Source organism: Tritonibacter horizontis (genome assembly GCF_001518015.1).
GTDB lineage: Bacteria > Pseudomonadota > Alphaproteobacteria > Rhodobacterales > Rhodobacteraceae > Epibacterium > Epibacterium horizontis.
In genome coordinates this window covers 1-19,261 of sequence record NZ_LPUY01000005.1, presented here as the reverse complement: position 1 = coordinate 19,261, position 19,261 = coordinate 1, and the positions used below count along the sequence as shown (strand labels likewise).

17 protein-coding genes and 1 pseudogene are annotated in these 19,261 nt (G+C 65.1%); 9 read left to right on the top strand and 9 right to left on the bottom strand.

Annotated features, from left to right (window positions below; genetic code table 11):
- Complete coding sequence (locus tag TRIHO_RS00205; protein WP_068239070.1) at nt 1–1,092, top strand: ATP phosphoribosyltransferase regulatory subunit; 1,092 nt, start codon at nt 1–3, stop codon at nt 1,090–1,092.
- Nucleotides 1,089–1,781: an ATP phosphoribosyltransferase gene (hisG, locus tag TRIHO_RS00200; RefSeq protein WP_068239069.1), complete on the top strand. Its 693-nt coding sequence runs from the start codon at nt 1,089–1,091 to the stop codon at nt 1,779–1,781. The genes TRIHO_RS00205 and hisG overlap by 4 nt, the downstream gene beginning before the upstream one ends.
- A 171-nt stretch (nt 1,782–1,952) precedes the next feature.
- Here the strand turns inward: hisG and TRIHO_RS00195 are convergent, their stop codons facing one another.
- Complete coding sequence (locus TRIHO_RS00195) at nt 1,953–2,384, bottom strand: DUF1489 family protein (RefSeq protein WP_068239068.1); 432 nt, start codon at nt 2,382–2,384, stop codon at nt 1,953–1,955.
- Nucleotides 2,385–2,581: 197 nt separating this feature from the next.
- On the opposite strand from TRIHO_RS00195, the gene TRIHO_RS00190 reads away from it, so the two are divergent.
- Nucleotides 2,582–4,873, top strand: coding sequence for an adenosylcobalamin-dependent ribonucleoside-diphosphate reductase (locus TRIHO_RS00190; RefSeq protein ID WP_068239067.1), 2,292 nt, complete (start codon nt 2,582–2,584; stop codon nt 4,871–4,873).
- Nucleotides 4,874–5,038: 165 nt separating this feature from the next.
- Here the strand turns inward: TRIHO_RS00190 and TRIHO_RS00185 are convergent, their stop codons facing one another.
- The 6 genes from TRIHO_RS00185 to TRIHO_RS00160 all read right to left on the bottom strand — a co-directional run bounded on the left by TRIHO_RS00185 (nt 5,039) and on the right by TRIHO_RS00160 (nt 12,035).
- Entirely contained in the window at nt 5,039–5,569 is a 531-nt protein-coding gene (locus TRIHO_RS00185; protein WP_068239066.1) for a hypothetical protein, read from the bottom strand.
- Nucleotide 5,570: 1 nt separating this feature from the next.
- Entirely contained in the window at nt 5,571–6,011 is a 441-nt protein-coding gene (locus tag TRIHO_RS00180; RefSeq protein WP_082704962.1) for an SMI1/KNR4 family protein, read from the bottom strand.
- On the bottom strand, nt 6,008–6,382 hold the full coding sequence (locus TRIHO_RS00175) for a hypothetical protein (RefSeq protein WP_068239060.1): 375 nt from the start codon (nt 6,380–6,382) through the stop codon (nt 6,008–6,010). Before TRIHO_RS00175 ends, TRIHO_RS00180 begins: the two co-directional genes overlap by 4 nt.
- Nucleotides 6,383–6,951: 569 nt before the next feature.
- Complete coding sequence (locus TRIHO_RS00170; protein WP_068239057.1) at nt 6,952–10,335, bottom strand: AAA family ATPase; 3,384 nt, start codon at nt 10,333–10,335, stop codon at nt 6,952–6,954.
- Nucleotides 10,332–11,522, bottom strand: coding sequence for a metallophosphoesterase family protein (locus TRIHO_RS00165; protein ID WP_165595870.1), 1,191 nt, complete (start codon nt 11,520–11,522; stop codon nt 10,332–10,334). Before TRIHO_RS00165 ends, TRIHO_RS00170 begins: the two co-directional genes overlap by 4 nt.
- Before the next feature lie 273 nt (nt 11,523–11,795).
- The gene (locus TRIHO_RS00160; protein ID WP_232367667.1) at nt 11,796–12,035 is read right to left on the bottom strand and encodes a hypothetical protein; all 240 of its coding nucleotides are present in this window, start codon (nt 12,033–12,035) and stop codon (nt 11,796–11,798) included.
- Between the two features lie 429 nt (nt 12,036–12,464).
- Here TRIHO_RS00160 and TRIHO_RS00155 point away from each other — a divergent pair, with 429 nt between their 5' ends.
- The 6 genes from TRIHO_RS00155 to TRIHO_RS00130 all read left to right on the top strand — a co-directional run bounded on the left by TRIHO_RS00155 (nt 12,465) and on the right by TRIHO_RS00130 (nt 18,487).
- Complete coding sequence (locus tag TRIHO_RS00155; protein WP_068239051.1) at nt 12,465–13,952, top strand: inorganic phosphate transporter; 1,488 nt, start codon at nt 12,465–12,467, stop codon at nt 13,950–13,952.
- 188 nt (nt 13,953–14,140) lie between these two features.
- Nucleotides 14,141–15,010 (top strand): PhnD/SsuA/transferrin family substrate-binding protein, encoded by an 870-nt coding sequence (locus tag TRIHO_RS00150; RefSeq protein WP_068239048.1) that lies wholly within the window; start codon nt 14,141–14,143, stop codon nt 15,008–15,010.
- Entirely contained in the window at nt 15,003–15,824 is an 822-nt protein-coding gene (locus tag TRIHO_RS00145; protein ID WP_207498596.1) for a phosphonate ABC transporter ATP-binding protein, read from the top strand. The genes TRIHO_RS00150 and TRIHO_RS00145 overlap by 8 nt, the downstream gene beginning before the upstream one ends.
- Entirely contained in the window at nt 15,817–16,641 is an 825-nt protein-coding gene (phnE, locus tag TRIHO_RS00140) for a phosphonate ABC transporter, permease protein PhnE (protein WP_068239045.1), read from the top strand. Before TRIHO_RS00145 ends, phnE begins: the two co-directional genes overlap by 8 nt.
- Nucleotides 16,638–17,282, top strand: coding sequence for a class I SAM-dependent methyltransferase (locus tag TRIHO_RS00135; protein WP_068239043.1), 645 nt, complete (start codon nt 16,638–16,640; stop codon nt 17,280–17,282). Before phnE ends, TRIHO_RS00135 begins: the two co-directional genes overlap by 4 nt.
- Nucleotides 17,282–18,487 (top strand): alpha-D-ribose 1-methylphosphonate 5-triphosphate diphosphatase, encoded by a 1,206-nt coding sequence (locus TRIHO_RS00130; protein WP_068239040.1) that lies wholly within the window; start codon nt 17,282–17,284, stop codon nt 18,485–18,487. The genes TRIHO_RS00135 and TRIHO_RS00130 overlap by 1 nt, the downstream gene beginning before the upstream one ends.
- 85 nt (nt 18,488–18,572) lie before the next feature.
- Here TRIHO_RS00130 and TRIHO_RS00125 read toward each other — a convergent pair whose 3' ends face one another.
- Complete coding sequence (locus tag TRIHO_RS00125) at nt 18,573–19,058, bottom strand: hypothetical protein (RefSeq protein ID WP_068239037.1); 486 nt, start codon at nt 19,056–19,058, stop codon at nt 18,573–18,575.
- Nucleotides 19,055–19,261, bottom strand: a pseudogene (locus TRIHO_RS23775) (hypothetical protein); the annotation flags it as partial. The gene TRIHO_RS00125 and the pseudogene TRIHO_RS23775, both read right to left, overlap by 4 nt.

Here is a 19,261-nt window from a genome sequence, read left to right as displayed (position 1 = left end):
ATGCCCAATCGTTCCCAGATCGAAGCCCGCGCGGCGCTGTTGCGTCAGCGGTTCGAAATTGCCGGGGGGGTGGTCGTGGACCCGCCGCTGTTGCAATCGGCAGAGACATTGCTGGACCTTTATGGCGAAGATATCCGGGCGCGGGCCTATGTGACCTCGGATGCGCTGCGCGGCGAGCAGATGCTGCGCCCGGATTATACCTTGCCGGTGGTGCAGATGCATATGGCGGCCGGGGCGGAGCCGGCGCGCTATACCTATGCCGGACCGGTGTTCCGCCGTCAGGAGCAGGACCCCGACCGGGCCAATGAATTTGTTCAGGTCGGCTATGAGGTGTTTGATCGCACCGATCCGGCGGCGGCCGATGCCGAGGTCTTTGCCCTTGTCAGCCTGCAATTGCGCGGATTGGAACTGCGGGTCGCGACCGGCGATATCGGCATCCTGATGGCGGCGGTGGAGGGGTTGTCTACCACGCCGGCACGCAAGGCGGCGCTGCGGCGTCACATCTGGCGGCCGCGCCGGTTCCGGGCGCTGCTGGACCGGTTCGCCGGGCGCACGCCAATGTCGGAAAGCCGCAAGAAACTGGTGTCCACCACCGGCCCGTTGACCGGCACCGCGCCCGAGATCGGCAAACGCCGCGCGACGGAGATTGACGCGCGGGTGGACACGCTGCGGGCCGACGCGATGGCACCGCCCATCGCAGAGCATCAGATGGCCGCGCTCGAGGCCTTGCTGGCCGTGCGCGAAACGGTGCCTTATGCGTTGGAGCAGATGCGCGACATCGCGGTGGATCTGCCCGCGATTCTGCCGGCGCTGGAACGGCTGGACGCCCGTGCCGCCGCAATGAAGGCCCGCGGCATCGACATTGACCGGCTCGATTTCGAAGCCTCCTACGGGCGGACCTCGATGGAATATTACGACGGGTTTGTCTTTGGCTTTTATGCCGAGCGGCGTCCCGACCTGCCGCCGATTGCCACCGGCGGGCGCTATGACGCGCTGACGCGGCTTCTGGGGCAGGGCGGCGAGATCCCGGCCGTGGGCGGGGTGATCCGTCCCGACCTGATCCTGACGCTGGAAGGGGAGACCCGGTCATGAGTGTGAAGCTGGGGGTGCCGTCCAAGGGACGGCTGATGGAAAAAACCTTTGACTGGTTTGCCAAACGCGGCATCACCCTGTCGCGCACGGGGTCGGACCGGGAGTATGCCGGGGCCGTCGACGGCGTCGAGGGGGTGGATCTGGTGTTGCTGTCGGCGGGGGAAATCCCGCGCGAACTGGCGGCGGGGCGCATTCACCTTGGGGTGACGGGCACCGATCTGGTGCATGAAAAACTGCCGCGCTGGGAGCAGCAGGTCGAGGAGCTGGAGCTGATGGGCTTTGGCGAGGCGGATCTGATCCTGGCGGTGCCGCAATGCTGGATTGACGTCGATACGCTGGAAGATCTGGATTCGGTTTCCAGCGCCTTTCGCGCCGCCCATGGCCACCGGCTGCGGATCGCGACGAAATATCACCGCCTGATCCGGGAGTTTCTGACCGACGCCGGGGTTGCGGATTATCAACTGGTGGACAGCCAAGGCGCCACCGAAGGCACGGTGAAGAACGAAACCGCCGAGATGATCGCTGATATCACCTCGACCGGCGAGACCCTGAGGGCCAATCACCTGAAGATCCTGTCGGACGGGCTGGTGCTGCGCAGCCAGGCGACACTGTGGCGCAGCCGGATGACGAAATGCACCGCCGAGGAAAAAGCAACGCTGCGGCGTCTGCTTGCCATGATCGAACGCTGAGCGCGCGGCCGGCTGATCTTGCCACCGCGCGACAATGCATATTCATGAGGAAGGGCGGCCCCGGGGCCGCCCTTTTTCGATGTGTTTTCTGTGTGTGTTTTCGCTGTGTGGTGGCCCGCCTCGATGTGTCGGCGCGCCGTGGTGGTTGGCCGGTCGGCGGCGGGCCTTGGCTCAGAGCACGCCGATTTCAGCCAGGGCACGGGACAGATCGGCCGGCAAGGGCTCCTCTTGGGCGCGGCCCTCGGGCAGGTCCGCCGGGGTGTCTTCGGGCTTGAGATAGCGCCAGCCCTGAAACGGGCGTCTGGGAGCAGACTGGGTGCGGTGCACCGTCGGGTCGAGCACGATGGCGCAGCGGCGGATGTCATCCTCGCCGTAGACTTCGTCCAGGCGCAGAATGCGCTGGCGGCACTGGATCAACCCCTTGATCACCCAGTAGATCGAGCCACCATTGAGCAATTCAGCGTCGCGTTTCGGCCACATGCGGGTGACATGACGGGGCAGGCCGCCCTCCCAGCGGGGTGCTTGCAGCGCCTGCCAGTCGATGAGGCTGTCGACGCCGTCCGAGCCGACGGATAGCTTTACGAGATTTATGTGCTTATCCACAGCTTGTCCCCAGAGTCGTCCATAGTTTCCACTCTATATTGTAGCTGAGATGCATCGAGCGGCAAGGTGTTGTGTGTCAGGTGGTGCGCAGCGACGGAAAAAATGTTATCATTCTCCTAATCGCCGTTGAGGTGCAGACCCTCTCCGGCTAAGCAGACCGCCACTTCAGCAACCGACCGACCATAGGGATTCGCCATATGAGCCGCTTCGCCGCCCCCATCGCCGAGCAAATCTGGGATATGAAATACCGCTTCAAGGAAGCCAACGGCACGCCGATCGACGTGACCGTCGAGGATACCTGGCGGCGCATCGCCCGGGATCTGGCGCGGGCAGAGGCGAAACCCGATGTGTGGGAGGAAAAATTCTATGCCGCACTGGAGGATTTCCAGTACCTGCCAGCCGGGCGGATTACCGCCGGGGCGGGCACGGCGCGGCAGGTGACGCTGTTCAATTGCTTTGTCATGGGCACGGTGCCGGACAGCATGGGCGGAATTTTCGACATGCTGAAGGAAGCGGCGCTGACGATGCAGCAGGGCGGCGGCATCGGCTATGATTTCTCCACCATCCGGCCGCGCGGCGCCGATGTGAAAGGTGTGGCGGCGGATGCCTCTGGCCCGTTGTCGTTCATGGATGTCTGGGACGCGATGTGCCGGACGATCATGTCGGCCGGCTCGCGTCGTGGCGCGATGATGGCGACCATGCGCTGCGATCATCCCGATATCGAGGCCTTCATCACCGCCAAATCCGACCCCGCCCGCCTGCGGATGTTCAACATGTCGGTTCTGGTCACCGACCCGTTCATGGAAGCGGTGAAGGCCGATGGCCCCTGGGAGCTGACCTTTGGCGGCAAGGTCTATCACACGGTTCAGGCGCGGGATCTGTGGAACAAGATCATGCAGGCGACCTATGACTATGCCGAGCCGGGCGTGATCTTTATCGACCGGATCAACAAGGCCAACAACCTGAACTATGTCGAACAGATCGCCGCCACCAACCCGTGTGGCGAGCAGCCCCTGCCGCCCTATGGCGCCTGCCTTCTGGGGTCGATCAACATGGCTCGGCTGGTCAAGAACCCGTTCGAGGCGGACGCGGCGCTTGACCCCGAAGCGATGAAGGCGCTGGTCGCCACGGCGGTCCGGATGATGGACAACGTGGTCGATGTGTCGAAGTTTCCGCTGGAGGCTCAGGCGCAGGAAGCCCAGAACAAGCGCCGCATCGGGCTGGGTGTGACCGGGCTGGCGGATGCGCTGCTGATGCTGGGTCTGCGCTATGGCTCGGACGAGGCGGCGCGTCAGACCGACCGCTGGCTGCACCAGATCGCCCGCGCCGCCTATCTGGCGTCGGTGGATCTTGCCAAGGAAAAAGGCGCCTTCCCGCTGTTCGACGCGGAGGCCTATCTGGCGTCTGGCAACATGATGAACATGGACGAGGACGTGCGCGATGCGATCCGCGAACATGGCATTCGCAACGCCTTGCTGACCTCGATTGCGCCAACCGGCACCATCAGCCTTTATGCGGGCAATGTGTCGTCGGGGATCGAGCCGGTCTTTGCCTATGCCTATACCCGCAAGGTGCTGCAAAAGGACGGGTCGCGCACCGAAGAAGAGGTGGTCGATTACGCGGTGCAGATGTACCGGGAGAAATTCGGCGCCGATGCCGAGCTGCCTGAGTATTTCGTCAACGCCCAGACCCTGGCCCCCGCGGACCACGTCAAGATGCAGGCGGCGGCCCAGAAGTGGATCGACAGCTCGATTTCCAAGACGATCAACTGCCCGGAGGATATTTCCTTTACCGAGTTCAAGGACGTCTACATGCAGGCCTGGGATCAGGGCTGCAAAGGCTGCACGACCTATCGTCCCAACGATGTGACCGGATCGGTCCTGTCGGTGTCCGAAAGCGCTGATACCGCGCCGGGTGAAGGCAGCGAAGCCCCGCAGGTCACAGAGGCGAACGGGGCCGAGGTGGTCTATATGTCCGAGCCGCTGGACCGTCCTCAGAGCCTGGAGGGCCATACCTACAAGCTCAAATGGCCGGATTCAGAACATGCCATCTATCTGACGATCAACGATATCCTGATCAACAACCACCGTCGTCCGTTTGAGGTCTTCATCAACTCCAAGAACATGGAGCATTACGCCTGGACGCTGGCGCTGACCCGGATGATCTCTGCCGTGTTCCGTCGTGGTGGCGATGTGTCCTTCGTGGTCGAAGAGCTGAAAGCAGTGTTCGACCCGCGCGGCGGTGCCTGGATGCAAGGGAAATACATCCCCTCGATGCTGGCAGCGATCGGCGGCGTGATCGAGACCCATATGATCAAGACCGGGTTTATCGAAGGCGAGGGACTGGGGCTGAAAGCAGACCCGACGGCGCAGGTGGTGAACCTGAACCAACCCCGTGGCAAAGCCTGCCCCAGCTGCGGCCAATATGACCTGCAGATGGTCGAAGGCTGCATGACCTGCCGCAGCTGCGGTCATTCCAAGTGCGGTTGAACAAACGCTGGGTGCCACAAATGCGGCGTGCCGTGCCACCCGGCATGACCCAGGCGCCGCGATAGGCCCTTTGGGCTGAGAAGATGACGAAACGGCCTCGGGGGATCTCCGGGGCCGTTTTCAGGTCCGGGGTTCTTGTGTCTCTCGCGCTCGGTCCCGCAATGTTCAATTGGCGCGCAGATCAGCCTCTGGCGGCGCTTGAATGTCGAATGTCAAACGCCGTCCGCTCAGAAGCTGCGCATAGGCAGCTGGGCCCACTTTCGGCCCGCCGATGTTGCGGAAGCTGCGGCGCATGTGGCGAAAGAGCGTGGCTTCGAGCTGCAAGACCTCTGCCGCTGTTCCGTGAGCCCAGAAGCGCGAGCGGATCAGGGCGCCATCCGGGTGCGCGCCTGCGAATTGGATGACCACCGCCGAAGAAAACTCCGGTGGCCGGAGTGAATACCGCATGCCCTTGGCATTCTGATAGGCAGAGGTCTGAACCTGCGTGCCCGGCGGAACCAGGAAAACATCGTGGAAGAAATGGCCCGGAAACATGTGCAGAAGATCGGGAATCTCGCGGGCCTGCCCGTAGAAGAGAACATCCGGGGATTCAAAGTCCGGGTGAACGACATAGACAAAGTTCTCCTCCGCTTCGACGCGGTCCATCAGGGCATGGAAATCGGCAGGAGTCGCATAGAAATAGGTGCACTTGCGCATGTCAGCCAGGGGTCAAGCCGGTCAGGAACGCCTCAAAACTCGGCGCGATGAGATGCAGGCCGACGTCGAAGGGAACTTCGTGGTCGTGGAAAAAGACCTTCCGGTGGTTCGGACCTTTCAAGGCAAGAACGATCTGGTTGCCGCCATCATCGTTGCCAATGCTCAGATACCAGGGACGCAGCTCCTGGCCATAGGTCGAATGGTAGTGCCAAAGGTCATTGAAACTGTGTTCGGAATTCACGGCATAAAGCGCATGCAGGGTGGTGCTCGACGGGCGTCCGTTTTTCATGAACGTGACATGTCGATTTTCGGGCGTCTGCCCGTTCCGGCGACCAAGCCAGTCGCGGTAAGCGGGGGGAAGCCTGGCATCCAGCACCCGTTCCAGCAGGTCGAGTGTATCGGGAGCGAGGGACGCGGGGGTGGGCGTGCGACCTGGCCTCATTTTTGGGCCTCGCGGCGCAAACCGTTGTAGAGATCGTGCAGCATCTCGCCCTTGTCGGGATTGATCTGCGTCTGCGCCCCCGTAGGTGCGGTGTAGGTCAGGGTAAAGCTGCCCTTTTGGTCGCCATCTTCGACAAATCTGACGTGATCGAGCACACAGAGAAGCCCAAAGACCCCGGCATGCACGCCCTCATCAACCAGGTGGTGCACCCATTTGCGGCCCTCGTCATCAAGCCCATGCAGCCAGGCTGCAAGCGCGCTGCGCTCCGCGGATACGCCCCGGCCCGTGGGGTGCTGCGCGCCCGCAACAAGGCTCTCCGATGTATGGGTCATGGACTGTGCGAGCCGTTTCGCAAAGGTTTCCTTGTCCATCGCTTGAAGACATCCCTTCCGCCAAGCATCGGCTGACATTTCCTCAGAATTCGGAACCCGTCAAGCCACGTGATGAAGCCACCGCGGTGGAGGACATACAGTATTGGGGGCGCTGCTGCGGTGAAGGAAATGCAGGCGCGCGACACACTCGCGCGCGGAGGGGGGAAGCCACGACAAGGCCACCAGCAAGGCAAGGTGGTGCTGGGAAAGGGCAGCCGTGCAGGACACAGCGGTCACCGCGCGGAGACATCTGGAGACATCTGTAGTGACGGCAACCGCGCCCCAATTTTATCTGCAGGACGTCATGTCGGCTTATCGGACTGGAGAATGTGGTGGGCAGTACTTTCCCGTGTTTTTGTCAATGCATTGGTGGTGCCAACCAAGTTACTGGCAAGACGCGATGGAGCGACAAGGGCATCGTAGCGGGGGGCGCGCAATCGCCCGACATTCTCGCAAATGCCTTGTGCAAACGGCGTCAGGAATGGCAGCCGGGGCGGCCGTGGCAGCAGTGGTAGATACAGATGCGAAGGCCTGTCGGTCAGAACGAAGGGCGGGCATTTTGCATGTGGTTACTGCGGCATCTCCACCACGGCGACGTTGGGAATGGTGGCCTGCGCCAGTTCCACCAGATGCCGGTGATGGGTGAAAAGCACCGCCTGTCCCACGGTGCCAATCTCGGCGCAAAGGGCCAGGGCTGCGCGGGCGCGCAGGTCGTCGAAGGTTTCCATGATGTCATCAAGGATCATCGGCAGCGGTCCGGGCGCGCGGGCAAAGCTGCGATAGCCCGCAAGCCGCAACGCAAAGTAGAGCTGCCCCATGGTGCCGGTGGACATCTCGCTGACCGGGACATGCGCGCCGCCTGGCTGGATGCCGACCAGTTTCTCGCCCTCCGCCTCGCTCCAGACATCGACGCCGGTCCAATTCGGCGCGGTCATGGTTCTAAAGGCCTGCTCCACGTCCTTCAGCATCGTGCTGCGCCGGTCCTGCGCGAGTTGCCGCAGTGCGCCACGGGCCGCCAGCCTGCCGAGCCGCGCAACGATGGCGCCGCGCGCGCCCTGCCGCAGTTCTTCCAGCAGGGTGGCTTCTTCGGTGGCGAGATCGCTGCGATCGGCGGTCTCAAACGCTTCCTGGTAGTGCCGTTCCGCGTCACGCAGCGCATCGCGGGCCTGATCGCGCTGGGCTGCCGCTTCGGCGCGGGCCTGGTCTAGCGCGGCGGGGCGAGAGGGGTCGGGCTGGCGCGCCAGTTCCGCTTCAAACAGATCGTCCTCAACCCGCGCGCGGGCCTGATCGCGGCGGCGGCTGGCCTCGGTTTGCGTGGCCCGCAGGGCATCGCGCTGGCCAAGGCGGGCGATGCGCGCAGGTGGCGGCAGTGCCTCGTCCTCTTGACCATGAAAACAGGCGGCAAGTGCCTCTTGCGCGCGGCTGTGTCGGGCCGTGGCCGCCTCGGCCTCCTCGCGCGCGCTGTCATGACGGTTTTGTGCCTCCGCACGGATTTCTGCGCTGCGCTGCGCGGCGGCGTGGCGGGCGCGGGCGGCGTCGATCTGGGCAATCGGGTCGTCGTCGTGAAGAGCGTCCAGACCGGGGAGGCGCCGCAGACGCGCCGCGCTCTCGGCCAGCGTCTCCAAAGCGTCCTTGAGGGCTGCGATGCGCGCGGTGATCTGGCGGTGCGCGTCAAGACATTGCGACAGGTTGCGCAGCCGGGGCAGGGCGGCGCGGATCGCACCGGCCGAGCGATCCGCCAGCGGCAGCGTCTCCGCCCGGAGGGCAAGGGTCTGGGCCGCGTCTTCGGCGGCGCGGATCGCGGCCTGCGCGTCGGCGGCGTGTTTGTCCACCTGCGCGCGGTCCCGTTGCCATTTGGCAAACGCGGCGCGGGCGGTGTCTTCCAGCGCCAGGGCTTGCTCCACAGCGGCGCGGGGCAGCTGGAGCGCCTCGGCCGCCTGTGTCAGCGCCTCTTCCGCCCGTTGACGCCGGGTCTGCTGGCGGCTGAACTCTGCAGCGGCATTGGTCGCCTCGGCGGCCGCTTCGGCGGCGGTGCTCAGGGCCTGATGGCGGGGCGCTAGTGCGGCAATGGGGCTGTCGGCGGGCAAGAGCAGCGCAGCGGCAAGGGCCGCGACCTGATCCTGTGCGCTGTCCCGACGCGCCGTCAACGCAGCCAGCCGGTCCCGGCTGCGGTCCCGGCGGCGGGCGATCTGTTCTGCAAGGGCCTGCGCCTGCGCCAACCTTTGCCGCGCTTCGGTCCCGAGGAGGTAATGCGCGCGGGCGCTGTCGTCTGCAGCCATCGCCTCGGCAAAGTCCGCAGCGGTGGCGGGGGACAGCCCATCAAGGTGGCGCTGCCAGGCCATATCCCGCGCGCGACGACTGGTTTCGGTCGTGACCAGATCAACCGCCTCAGGAAGGGCAGCCAGTGCGGCGCAGTCATCTTGGGCGCGCAGATGTTCCTGCTCGGTGGCGTCGCGTTCGGCGTCGGCGGCGGCGATCTCTGCTGCCAGCGTCGAGTGGCGCTGTGCCAGCGTTTCGATCTGTTCGCGGGGGGGCAGGCCTGCGGCCATCGCCTCGGGCCAGCGTTGCGGCAGTTGCGCGGTGAGGCTGGTCAGGCGGGCGGCGGCGCGGTCGCGCTCGGCCTCTGCCACGGCAAGGTCGCCGATGCGGGCCAGCGCGTCAAAGGCGCGGCGCAGCGCGCTGAGGTCGCGGGGTTCCGGCGGGGCCTCACCCAGCTGGGCTTCGGCGTTTTGCAGCGTGGCGCCGGCGGCTTTTGCTTGCATGTCGCAGCGCGCGACCTGTTCTGCGGCGTCGGCCAGCGCGTCGATCTCGGCCTGCGGCAGCTGGAGGTGGTCCGCCTGAGCGGCGGCAATCCCGAGGTCGGCCAGCAAGGCGTCGCGGGTTTGGACCAGTTCCGCCTCCGTTGCCTGCCGTCGCGCCAGGTCAGCCTGCGCGGTGGTGGCCCGGCTGAGAAGCGGCGCGCCGTCGATCTTTATCGCATCAAGACGGGCGAGTTCTTCCGCCAGCGCCGCCGCGCCCGCGTCCTCGGGGTGGGCGGCGAGGCGTTGCTGCTGACGCTCTTGCTCCGCCTCGGCGGCGCGTTTGGCCTCGGCCAGGGTGGCGAGGGTTTCGACCAGATGCGCCACCTCCTCGGCCACCCCGGGCGCGAGGTCGGGGCCTTTCGGATAGCCTGCCAATTCGGCCGAGAGGTCGGCCACGCGGGCGCTTTCCTCGATCCAGACCTGCACCGCCTCGGCGGCGGCGCGGGTGCGGTCGGCCTGCTGCAGGGTCTGGTCCGCCTCCTGAAACGCCGCATTGGCCCGCTCACGCGCCTGTCGCAGGGCCTGTTCCCGGTCGCGGGTCAAAAGGCTCGCCCGGCGCTCCCGTCCAATGTCCGCCAGCCGGTCCTTGGCCTTTTTCAACTCGGTGGCGCGGCCGTGCTTCTTGTGGAACCGGTCGGCCCGCGCCCCCAGTGCGTCGAGCGCCGCCGCCATGCCGGTAAGGCCGGAGACGCCGGCATGCAGCAACTGGCCAAGGTCGCCATTCGCCGCGGCAATCCGCGCGCCGCCCTCCCGCAGGCCCCGGTCGTTGAGCGAAAAGCGTTCCTCATAGGTGTCGCGGGTCATCCCATGCAGCGCGCTGGCAAGCAGGCTGTCGGACAATGCGCGCCCCTCGGCATCCAGTAATGATCCGCTGGTCTTGCCGTTGCGGCGCAGGGTAAGGCGGCCCTGTCCGGGGATCTCCAGCTCCGCACCGATCAGCAGCTCGTTGCGCTTAAAGCGAAACGCGTAAGGATGCGCGCCGGATTTCAATCCGAAGAGAAGGTCGAGATAGCCGTGAAACGCGGTGGATTTGCCAGCCTCGTTCGGCCCATAGACCAGCGTCACATCTGGCCCGTCCTCGGCGCGGGGAAAGGCGATTTCCGCCTCGTTGAAGCGGCCATACCGCAAAAGGTCGAGACGGTTGATCCTCATGTCGCCGCCTCCGCATGGAGGGCGAGGGCCACCTCCTCCAGTGCCTCTTGCAAGAGCGCGTCGAGGGTCTCGGGCGCCAGGTCGGCGGTCACCGAGGGCGGCAGGGCATCGCGCAGCTCTTCCAGCTGCTCCAGCGCTGCCTGACGAAAGCCCGGTTCTGCCACCTCTGCCTGCATCAGGCGCATCAGGTCGTCGTTGATCGCATCGGTTGCCAGCGCGGGGCGGTGCAGTTTCACCTTGTCGAGGTAGAGACCGCTGAGGTCCTCCAGCACTTCCTGCGCCAGTTCGGTCAGCAACGCAGCACCGTGGCGTGCGGTGGTGATCTCCAGCCGCACCGCCGTGTCGCGGCCTGGCACCTGGGCCTGTTTCATCGCGCTCCGCAGGCTGTGCAGCAGGTCTTGCTGGCTGGCGCAGGCGGTGAGGTCCACATCCACCTGAGCAAAGCCGAGGGGCGCGACTGGGCGCCACTCCACCTCTGGCGCGCGGGAGGCGGTCTGCGGCCCGAGATGCACGAGGCAGACGGTGCCGCCCGAACGCTCGCCAAAGTGGCGCGGTTGCGGAATGCCGGGCATCAGCGCGAGCGTGTCGGCGCGCCGGCGTTCAAAGGGGGCGTGGATGTGGCCAAGGCACCAGAGGTCATAGCCATGCGCCATCAGCGCCGTTTCGGCGCAGGGCGCATAGGGATCATGGCCCGCAGCCCCATCCAGCGAGGTATGCATCAGCCCGATATTGAGCCGCCCGGCCACCGGTGCGGGATAGTCCGGCAAAAAGCTGCGGGAGACATGGCTGCTGTCAAAGGACAGCCCGTGAAACAGCGCACCGCCGATTTCGACCGAGGGGGCCTCGCGGTGCAACAGGTGAATGCCGGGGCCAAGGTCGCCATAGGCACGGTGATCCAGCAGCGCGTCGTGATTGCCGCGGATCAGCACGGTCTCTACCCCGGCTTCGGCCGCGCGGGACAGTTGGGCGATCAGAAAGGCGCGGGCGCGCAGGTCGGGATAATCGCTGTCAAAGATGTCTCCGGCCAGAACCAGCGCTGTGACCTCCTCGGCAATGGCGAGGTCGACGAGGGCGGCAAAGGCATCGCGGCTGGCCTGTTGCAGCCGGTTGCCGAGCGCAGGGTTGCGCAACGCCGCCGAGCGGATCGGCGAGCCGAGGTGAGTATCTGCACTGACGATCAGGCGCATCCGGGCTCCGCATTTGCGCCGCGACGGGCGCCGGGCATTCGGGGCAACCATCAGATATTTCAGCGCTCTTTTCCAGCCCCCATTGTGCGACGTCCCCGTGACCCGCTGCTGTGATCCGCCGAAGTGGTGCGCGGGAGCCCCCTTTTGAGGCGGGCCTTCAGGGTCGGGGCAGCATAAGTGGCAACCGCGCGGCATCGCGGTGTTTTGGGGATGCTTGGGGTCGCGCGTTTTGGTCAGGCTTCGCCACGCCAGTCATGTCAGACGCCGAACGTCTCACTCATCAAGATCGCCGTCATCCGGCGGGGTATCCCGGTAAATCCGGCCGATTTTCCGGACAAGGGGGATGCTGGCAATCGCGACGATACCCAGGGCGATAAGCAGCCTGCTGACCAGACTGACCGGCATCGGGTCGGTCGGGTCCGCATAGAGATGGATGACGACGGTTAGCACGAGGAACCAGATCGCCACCAGTCGCAGTTTGCCCAGGACATACTGTCTTGATCTTGTCGTCACGCGCTCGCTCCGTGCATTGGTCATCGCGCCCTCACAGTCCACAGGACGCCCTAGACCGCAAGGCAAATAGATGGCGGGGGACCGGAGCAAAAGTGCGGAAGGTATAAGAGGTACAGAGAACCGATATCAAGCGGGGCTTATGTCCGCACTGAGGGCAGAATCGACCAGGGCGGCGGGGGCCTCTGCAAGTGTCCATGGCGCGGATAGAGCGGGGCGGCGGCGCGGGATCTGCAGAAGCGCAGGCCAGGGCAGGCGGTCGCGAACCATCCAAGGCGGTTTTGATAAGTTGCTGATCTAACATGCAGGATTGGCGACAGGCCCACCGCGCGGTCCCCCTCCGTGTGATGCGCCAGGCGGGCGCGAGTTTTCTGTTTGCTTGCTCTTTGGGCATGTTTCCCGTAGCTCCCTCAGAAATTTTCGGAGGGATGGATGTCCGACAACAACAACTTTGACCCGAGCCATCTGGAAACGCTGGACCGTGACCTCGGCCGGTTGTCGACGCTGGAGCAGGCCACGGCCTATGTCAGCCGCCCGTTGCTGGGGATGGGGCTGGCGCTGCTGTTCGTGGTTTTTGCTGCGATTGTTGCGGCGCTGGTGTTCGGTCAGGCTGACAATGCCCTGATCGTGGTGATCGCTGCGGCATTCGGGGCCTATATGGCGCTCAACATCGGTGCCAATGATGTCGCCAACAACATGGGCCCGGCGGTGGGGGCAAATGCGATGTCGATGGGCGTCGCCATTGTCATCGCGGCGATTTTCGAGAGCGCCGGCGCGCTCTTGGCGGGCGGCGATGTGGTTTCGACCATTGCGAAGGGCATCATCGCCCCGGAAAGCATGGGCACATCCGCGTCTTTCATCGCGGCAATGATGGCGGCGCTGCTGGCCTCGGCGCTTTGGGTCAATCTTGCGACCTGGATCGGGGCGCCGGTGTCGACCACGCATTCCGTGGTCGGGGGCGTCATGGGCGCCGGGATCGCGGCGGCCGGTTTTGCCGCGGTGAGCTGGGGCAAAATGGGCGCCATCGCAGCCAGCTGGGTGATCTCGCCCTTGCTGGGCGGGCTGGTCGCGGCCGGTTTCCTGTGGTTCATCAAGTCCAACATCATCTACCGCGACGACAAGATCGCCGCCGCCCGGACCTGGGTGCCGGTGCTTGTCGGCATCATGGCGGGGGCGTTTTCCTCCTATCTTGCGGTCAAGGGCCTGAAAAAGATCGTCAAGATCGACCTGACCAACGCGCTGCTGATTGGTGTTGCGGTGGCCGTTCTGGTCTGGCTGGTGATGATCCCGGTCATTCGCAAGCAGTCTGAGGGGCTGGAGAACCGCAACAAATCGCTCAAGGTGCTGTTTGGCATTCCGCTGATCGTGTCCGCCGCGCTGCTGAGTTTTGCCCATGGCGCCAACGATGTGGCCAATGCGGTTGGCCCGCTGGCCGCAATTGTCCAGGCCTCGGCGACGGGGGATTTCACCCAGGCGATCGAACTGCCGTTGTGGGTGATGGTGATCGGGGCGCTGGGGATTTCCTTTGGCCTGTTCCTGTTCGGGCCAAAGCTGATCCGCATGGTCGGCAACCAGATCACCAAGCTGAACCCGATGCGCGCCTATTGCGTGGCACTGTCGGCGGCCATCACCGTGATCGTGGCAAGCTGGCTCGGGCTGCCGGTCAGCTCGACCCATATCGCCGTTGGCGGGGTCTTTGGCGTCGGGTTCTTCCGGGAATGGGATACCGAACGGCGACTCCGCAAGGCCCGCAGCGCGATGAGCGATCTGCCGGACGTTGCACCGGAGGAACGCCGCCGCCGCAAGCTGGTGCGCCGGTCGCATTTCCTGACCATCATCGCGGCCTGGGTGATAACGGTTCCCGCCGCCGCGATCCTGTCGGCGGCGATCTTTGTGGTGATCCGCGGCATCACGCTCTAGCCTGCCCGCGCCGCGCGGCACATGACCTCGATCCCGACCCGCCCGCGTTGATCACGCGGGCGGTTTTTTGTGGCCCGGCCCGAATTTCAGCCGCTTCGACGCAAATGTCACCAACACGTCATGAAACCGTCGCGCGGCTGAAATTGCTTTCGTGAATTCATCCGGATGAATGACCAACGGAGGCTGTCATGACGTTCAAATCCCTTTTCCTTGGCCTGGGCCTTGCAGCAGCATCGGCCTTTGGCGCCGCTGCTGAAACCTGGAAGCTGGCTGTAACCGACGTAGAAGGCCTGGAACGGCTGCAACTGGAATGGGGCCCGTTCAAGGAGGCGCTGGAAACCGCCACCGGCGAGACATTCGAATTCTACGCGGTCAATTCCCGCACCGCCGCCGCCGAAGCGCTGCGCGGCAAGACCGTGGATTTCGTGGTCTCCGGCCCGGCGGAATATGTCGTCATCAACAAGCTGACCCAAGCCCAGCCGCTGATCGGCCTGGGGCGTCCCGACTATCACTGCGCCATCGTCGTGCGCGCGGATAGCGGCATCAACCAGCCGTCTGACCTCAAGGGCAAGAAGGTTGCCTTTGGCGATATTGGCTCCACGTCCAACATGCTCTGCCCGATGCAGGTTCTGGCGGACTACGGCGTTGATCCGGTCAATGACATCGACAAGGTCCACACCAGCCGCAACATCGCGCATGAGGCGCTCAAGGCCGGCGATGTCGATGCCATCGGCTCCAACGCGGGATCCTGGCTGGGCGTGCGCAACAAGGAAACAGACCTGCCGTATGGCTTCTTCAAGATGATCGCGCGGTCTGGCGATCTGCCCAATGATATGATCATGGTCGGCGCCCATGTGCCGCAAGAGGCCGCAGACATGGTGCGCGACGCGATCCTTGCCAACAAGGCGTCGATCATCGCGGGCATCACCGCCCATGAAGAGAACGACAAATATGTCGGGATGGATCTCGTGGCGATCAATGACGGCGCTTACAACTACGTGCGGTCGATGTATGCCAATGCGGGTTACCCGCAATTCGATGCCTTCATCGGTGACTGATCTCGATCTCAGACCAGCGGCGCGGGTTTCCCCCGCGTCGCAGCCCCGGCCGCCACTCGACCATGTTTCGGTCTCGCCGGTGGATATTGAGGCGCGCGCTGTTGCCAAGCGGTTTGGCGAGACGGCGATCTTTCAGGATGTGAGTTTTCGCCTGGCCCGGGGCGAGGCGGTGGCGCTGGTGGGCGCCAACGGCGCCGGAAAATCGACGTTGCTGCGCTGTGCTATGGGGTTGATCCCGGTCAGCGCGGGAGAGGTCCACCTGCTGGGCCAACCGGCCAGTGCCGCCCGTGGGCGGGCCTTGCGCAGTTTGCGGGCCCGGATCGGACTGGTGTCGCAGTCCCACAACCTGGTGCCGCGCCTGTCGGCCCTGAGCAATGTCGTGCACGGAATGCTGGGCAAGTCGCCGGGGCCGCGCCACTGGAGCCACATGATCGCGCCGCAAGCCGTGCGTGAGGCGGCGCTGGAGGCGCTCGACCGGGTCGGCATGGCGGATTTCGCAGGCCGCCGGGCGGATCGTCTGTCCGGTGGGCAATCGCAGCGCGTCGCCATCGCGCGGGCCATCGTCGGGGCGCCGGAGGTGCTGTTTGCCGACGAACCCTGCGCCTCGCTGGACCCTCAGGCCGGTGAGGACGTGATGGAGCTGTTCTTTCGGCTGGTGCGCAATGAGGGCACCACGGTGGTTTTTACCTCGCATAATATCGACCATGCGCTGCGCTATGGCGACCGGGTCCTGGGGCTATCTGGCGGCCGTATGGAACTGGACGCCACGGCCGCGTCCCTGACCGCCCGCGACCTGAGAGGCCTTTATGACTGATACTTCCGTCCGGCCCGACCGGCCCGTTCTGCCGCGATATGACCGTCCCTCGGCCGCTGCCTTCCTGGGCTATGCCTTTGGGGTTGCGCTGCTGGTCTGGTGTCTGGCCGGGGCAGGGTTCTCGGTTGACAAGGTGCTTTCCGCGCCGCCGCGGTTTGCCGATTTCGCCGCCCGTGCCTTTCCGCCCAACTTTGACCCGGCGGTGCTGTCGCGGCTGGGCTGGAAAATGGTCGAAACGATGCAGATCGCGATTGCCGGCGCGGTGATCGGGGTGATCCTGTCGTTGCCGGTTGCCCTGCTGGCGGCCCGGGGGCTGATCGCGGGCAACTGGGTCAATCAGATCGTGCGCGTCGGGCTCAGTTTTATCCGCGCGGTGCCGGACATTGCCTGGGCACTGGTGTTTGTGGTGGCTGTCGGCCTTGGCCCCTTTGCCGGGATGCTGGCCATTGTGGTGGATACCATCGGGTTTTGCGGCCGGTTCTTCGCCGACGATATGGAAGGCGTCGACAAAGGACCCGCCGAAAGCCTGACGGCCACCGGGGCGCGCAAGCTCGACGTGGTGGCCTGCGCGACCATCCCCGCCGCGATGCCCGCATTTGTCTCGACCGCGCTCTATGCGCTGGAAAAAGCCGTGCGCTCCTCGACCATCCTTGGCCTTGTCGGGGCAGGCGGTATCGGGATCGAGCTGAAGGTGGGTTTTGACCTCTTTGACTATCCAACCGCCATGACCGTCATCCTGATGATCGCTGTCGTGGTCATCGCCATCGAACAACTCTCGGGCTGGGCCCGGGTGAAAATCATCGGAGAACAGCGTTGAAGACCGACACTGCAGACCAGCACTGGAATGACGAATGGGCGGCTATCGCGCCAGAGAGCAAATGGCGCATCCCGGAGGCGGACGTGACTCGCTGGGCCGCGACCCTGGCGCCCGGTGCCAGGGTGCTGGACCTCGGGGCCGGGGTGGGGCGTCATGCGCTCTATCTTGCGGAGCAGGGGTTCGAGGTCACCGCACTGGATGCCGCCGCCGAAGGGCTGGCCGCGATCAGGGCCGCCGGCAAGGTCAGCACCGTCGAGGCCCGGATGGATGATCTGCCGTTCGAGACGGGCGCGTTCGACCATGTTCTCAGCTGGAACGTGATCTACCACGGCGACGAGGATGTGCTCTTGCGCACCATTGCCGAAATCCGCCGTGTGCTCCGGCCCGGTGGCAGCTATCTTGGCACCATGTTGTCCAAGCGTCGCCTGCCGCATGAGCAGGCAAAATACCCCGGGCGGGAAATCAGCCGCAACGCATGGGTGTTTGACGCGCCGGACACGGACAAGATTCACCCGCATTACTTCTGTTCTGCGGCGGAGTTGCTGGCGCTGTTTTCCGGCTTTGAATGTCTCTGGCTGGAGGATCGCGAACACCAAACGCCGGGCAGCTGGCACTGGCATCTGAAGATGGAGCGACTGTGATGCAGACCTTTGTGGGCGCGACCGTCTACCTGCCGACCGAAGTCGCGCAGACCACTGTCACCATCGCCGAAGGGCGCATTGCCGAAATTGGCGGTCCGCTCCAGGGCGAGGTGGTGGACGCGCGCGGCCTGGTGCTGGCTCCGGCGCTGATCGACGTGCATGGCGATGCGTTTGAACGCCAGCTGATGCCGCGCCCCGGCGTGTATTTCCCGACCGGCGCCGCCTTGCTGGACACCGACCGTCAGCTGGCCGCCAATGGCATCGCGACGGCCTACCACGCCATCACCCTCGGCTGGGAACCGGGCCTGCGCGATGTCGCCCGCGGCCGCGCGCTGATGCAGGCGATGCAGGATCTCGCCCCCCGTTTGACCGTTGAAAACCGCGTGCAGCTCCGGTGGGAGACGTTCGCCTTCGAGGCGCTGGAGGTGATCGAATGGGCGCTACAGGGCCCGCTGGCCCCCTCCATTGCCTTCAACGATCACACCTCGATGACGATGCGCGCCTATGACGTGGCGCTTCAGGACCGGGCATTTGAATTCTCGCCGGATTTTTCGATCGCGGCGCTGGATGATGCGCGGATGAAGAAACGCACCGCCTCCAAGGCGCATCGCGCGGGCCTTTCCCAGGAGGACTATGTTGCCCTTCTCGGTCAGGTCTGGGAGCGGCGCGGCGATGTGCCCGCGATGATCGACAAGGTTGCCGCCATGGGCCGCGCCGCCAGGGTCGCGATGCTCAGCCATGATGACACCCGGCAGGAAACCCGCAGCTTCTTTCACGAGCAGGGCGCGCGGGTTGCGGAATTCCCGATGGTGCTGGAGGCGGCAGAGGCGGCAAGGGACGCGGGTGATCTGATCGTGTTTGGCGCGCCGAACGCGGCCCGTGGGGGCAGCCACATCGGCTCTCTCAGTGCTTCGGACATGGTCGAGGCGGGGCTGTGCGATGTGCTGGCCTCGGATTACTTCTATCCGGCGATGCTGGCGGCGGTGGCGCGGCTCGACACCGAGAAACGGGCCGACCGGTTGGCGCTCTGGCGTCTGATCTCGGCCGGACCGGCGCGGGCGATGAACCTCGACGACCGGGGCGAGATCGCGGTGGGAAAACGGGCCGATCTGGTGCTGGTGGACTGGCCGGAAGGGGACACGCCTGCCATCGTTGGCACCTGGGTGGCGGGGCGCGCGGCCTATCGCGGCCAGCCTGCCGGCTAGGGTTCTGATCCCCGGCAACAAGGCGGGCCTGGGCGGGCGGCGCTGATCGCCCCCCCCGCCGGTCAGGGTCCTGGCTGGCGTGTCCTCAGAGCAGGAGCGCGGCGAGGGCGGCCACGGCAAAGGGCACGGGCAGGCTGACAAGGATCCGCGAGAGGGTCGCCGACCGCCCCATGAACGACAGCTCATAGGCAAAGATTTTGGTCATCGAGAACAGAGACCAAGAGGTGACATAGGCCACGGCCGCAACCGGCGCGGCCCCCGCCTTGAGCGCGGCGGCCGCGATGGCAAAGCTGACAAAGGCACCGCCGGGGGTGATCGGGCCAAGGGCGATGGCCAGCAGTACGGCGCTGACCCCGGCCTCGGCTCCCAGCACCTGACGGACCTGATCGGCGGGCAGAAGTTCGGCAAAGAACCCCGCCCCGAGCAGAGCAACCAGAATGCGCGGCGCGGTGAACAGCAGCGTGTCATAGGACGCGCGATACGACGCCCGGCGCCAGTCGTCATTGGGCAGTTTGCACCATAGCCAGATCGCGGCGACGGTGATCAGCACGGTTCCAATCAGAATGTTCATGCCAGCCGCCGCGCGCGTCGGCGCTGTAGTTTACGCAGGCACAGCCCCAGCAGGACCGGCATCGGCAGGCTGACGAGGTAGCGCAGCCAGACCAGATCCTGCGGCAGGAAGGAGAACTCCCAGATCAGGGTGCGGTTGAGGCCCAGAAGGCTCCAACCGGAGATGAAAGCCACCGTTGCCCCCAGATCCGCCCCGGCCCCGGC

Excerpts from the sequence above, each read along its gene's own strand:
- TRIHO_RS00205 (WP_068239070.1), top strand. The coding sequence starts at position 1 with ATGCCCAATCGTTCCCAGATCGAAGCCCGCGCGGCGCTGTTGCGTCAG.
- hisG (WP_068239069.1), top strand. The coding sequence starts at position 1,089 with ATGAGTGTGAAGCTGGGGGTGCCGTCCAAGGGACGGCTGATGGAAAAA.
- TRIHO_RS00190 (WP_068239067.1), top strand. The coding sequence starts at position 2,582 with ATGAGCCGCTTCGCCGCCCCCATCGCCGAGCAAATCTGGGATATGAAA.
- TRIHO_RS00185 (WP_068239066.1), bottom strand. The coding sequence starts at position 5,569 with ATGCGCAAGTGCACCTATTTCTATGCGACTCCTGCCGATTTCCATGCC.
- TRIHO_RS00180 (WP_082704962.1), bottom strand. The coding sequence starts at position 6,011 with ATGAGGCCAGGTCGCACGCCCACCCCCGCGTCCCTCGCTCCCGATACA.
- TRIHO_RS00175 (WP_068239060.1), bottom strand. The coding sequence starts at position 6,382 with ATGGACAAGGAAACCTTTGCGAAACGGCTCGCACAGTCCATGACCCAT.
- TRIHO_RS00170 (WP_068239057.1), bottom strand. The coding sequence starts at position 10,335 with ATGAGGATCAACCGTCTCGACCTTTTGCGGTATGGCCGCTTCAACGAG.
- TRIHO_RS00165 (WP_165595870.1), bottom strand. The coding sequence starts at position 11,522 with ATGCGCCTGATCGTCAGTGCAGATACTCACCTCGGCTCGCCGATCCGC.
- TRIHO_RS00155 (WP_068239051.1), top strand. The coding sequence starts at position 12,465 with ATGTCCGACAACAACAACTTTGACCCGAGCCATCTGGAAACGCTGGAC.
- TRIHO_RS00150 (WP_068239048.1), top strand. The coding sequence starts at position 14,141 with ATGACGTTCAAATCCCTTTTCCTTGGCCTGGGCCTTGCAGCAGCATCG.
- phnE (WP_068239045.1), top strand. The coding sequence starts at position 15,817 with ATGACTGATACTTCCGTCCGGCCCGACCGGCCCGTTCTGCCGCGATAT.
- TRIHO_RS00130 (WP_068239040.1), top strand. The coding sequence starts at position 17,282 with ATGCAGACCTTTGTGGGCGCGACCGTCTACCTGCCGACCGAAGTCGCG.
- TRIHO_RS00125 (WP_068239037.1), bottom strand. The coding sequence starts at position 19,058 with ATGAACATTCTGATTGGAACCGTGCTGATCACCGTCGCCGCGATCTGG.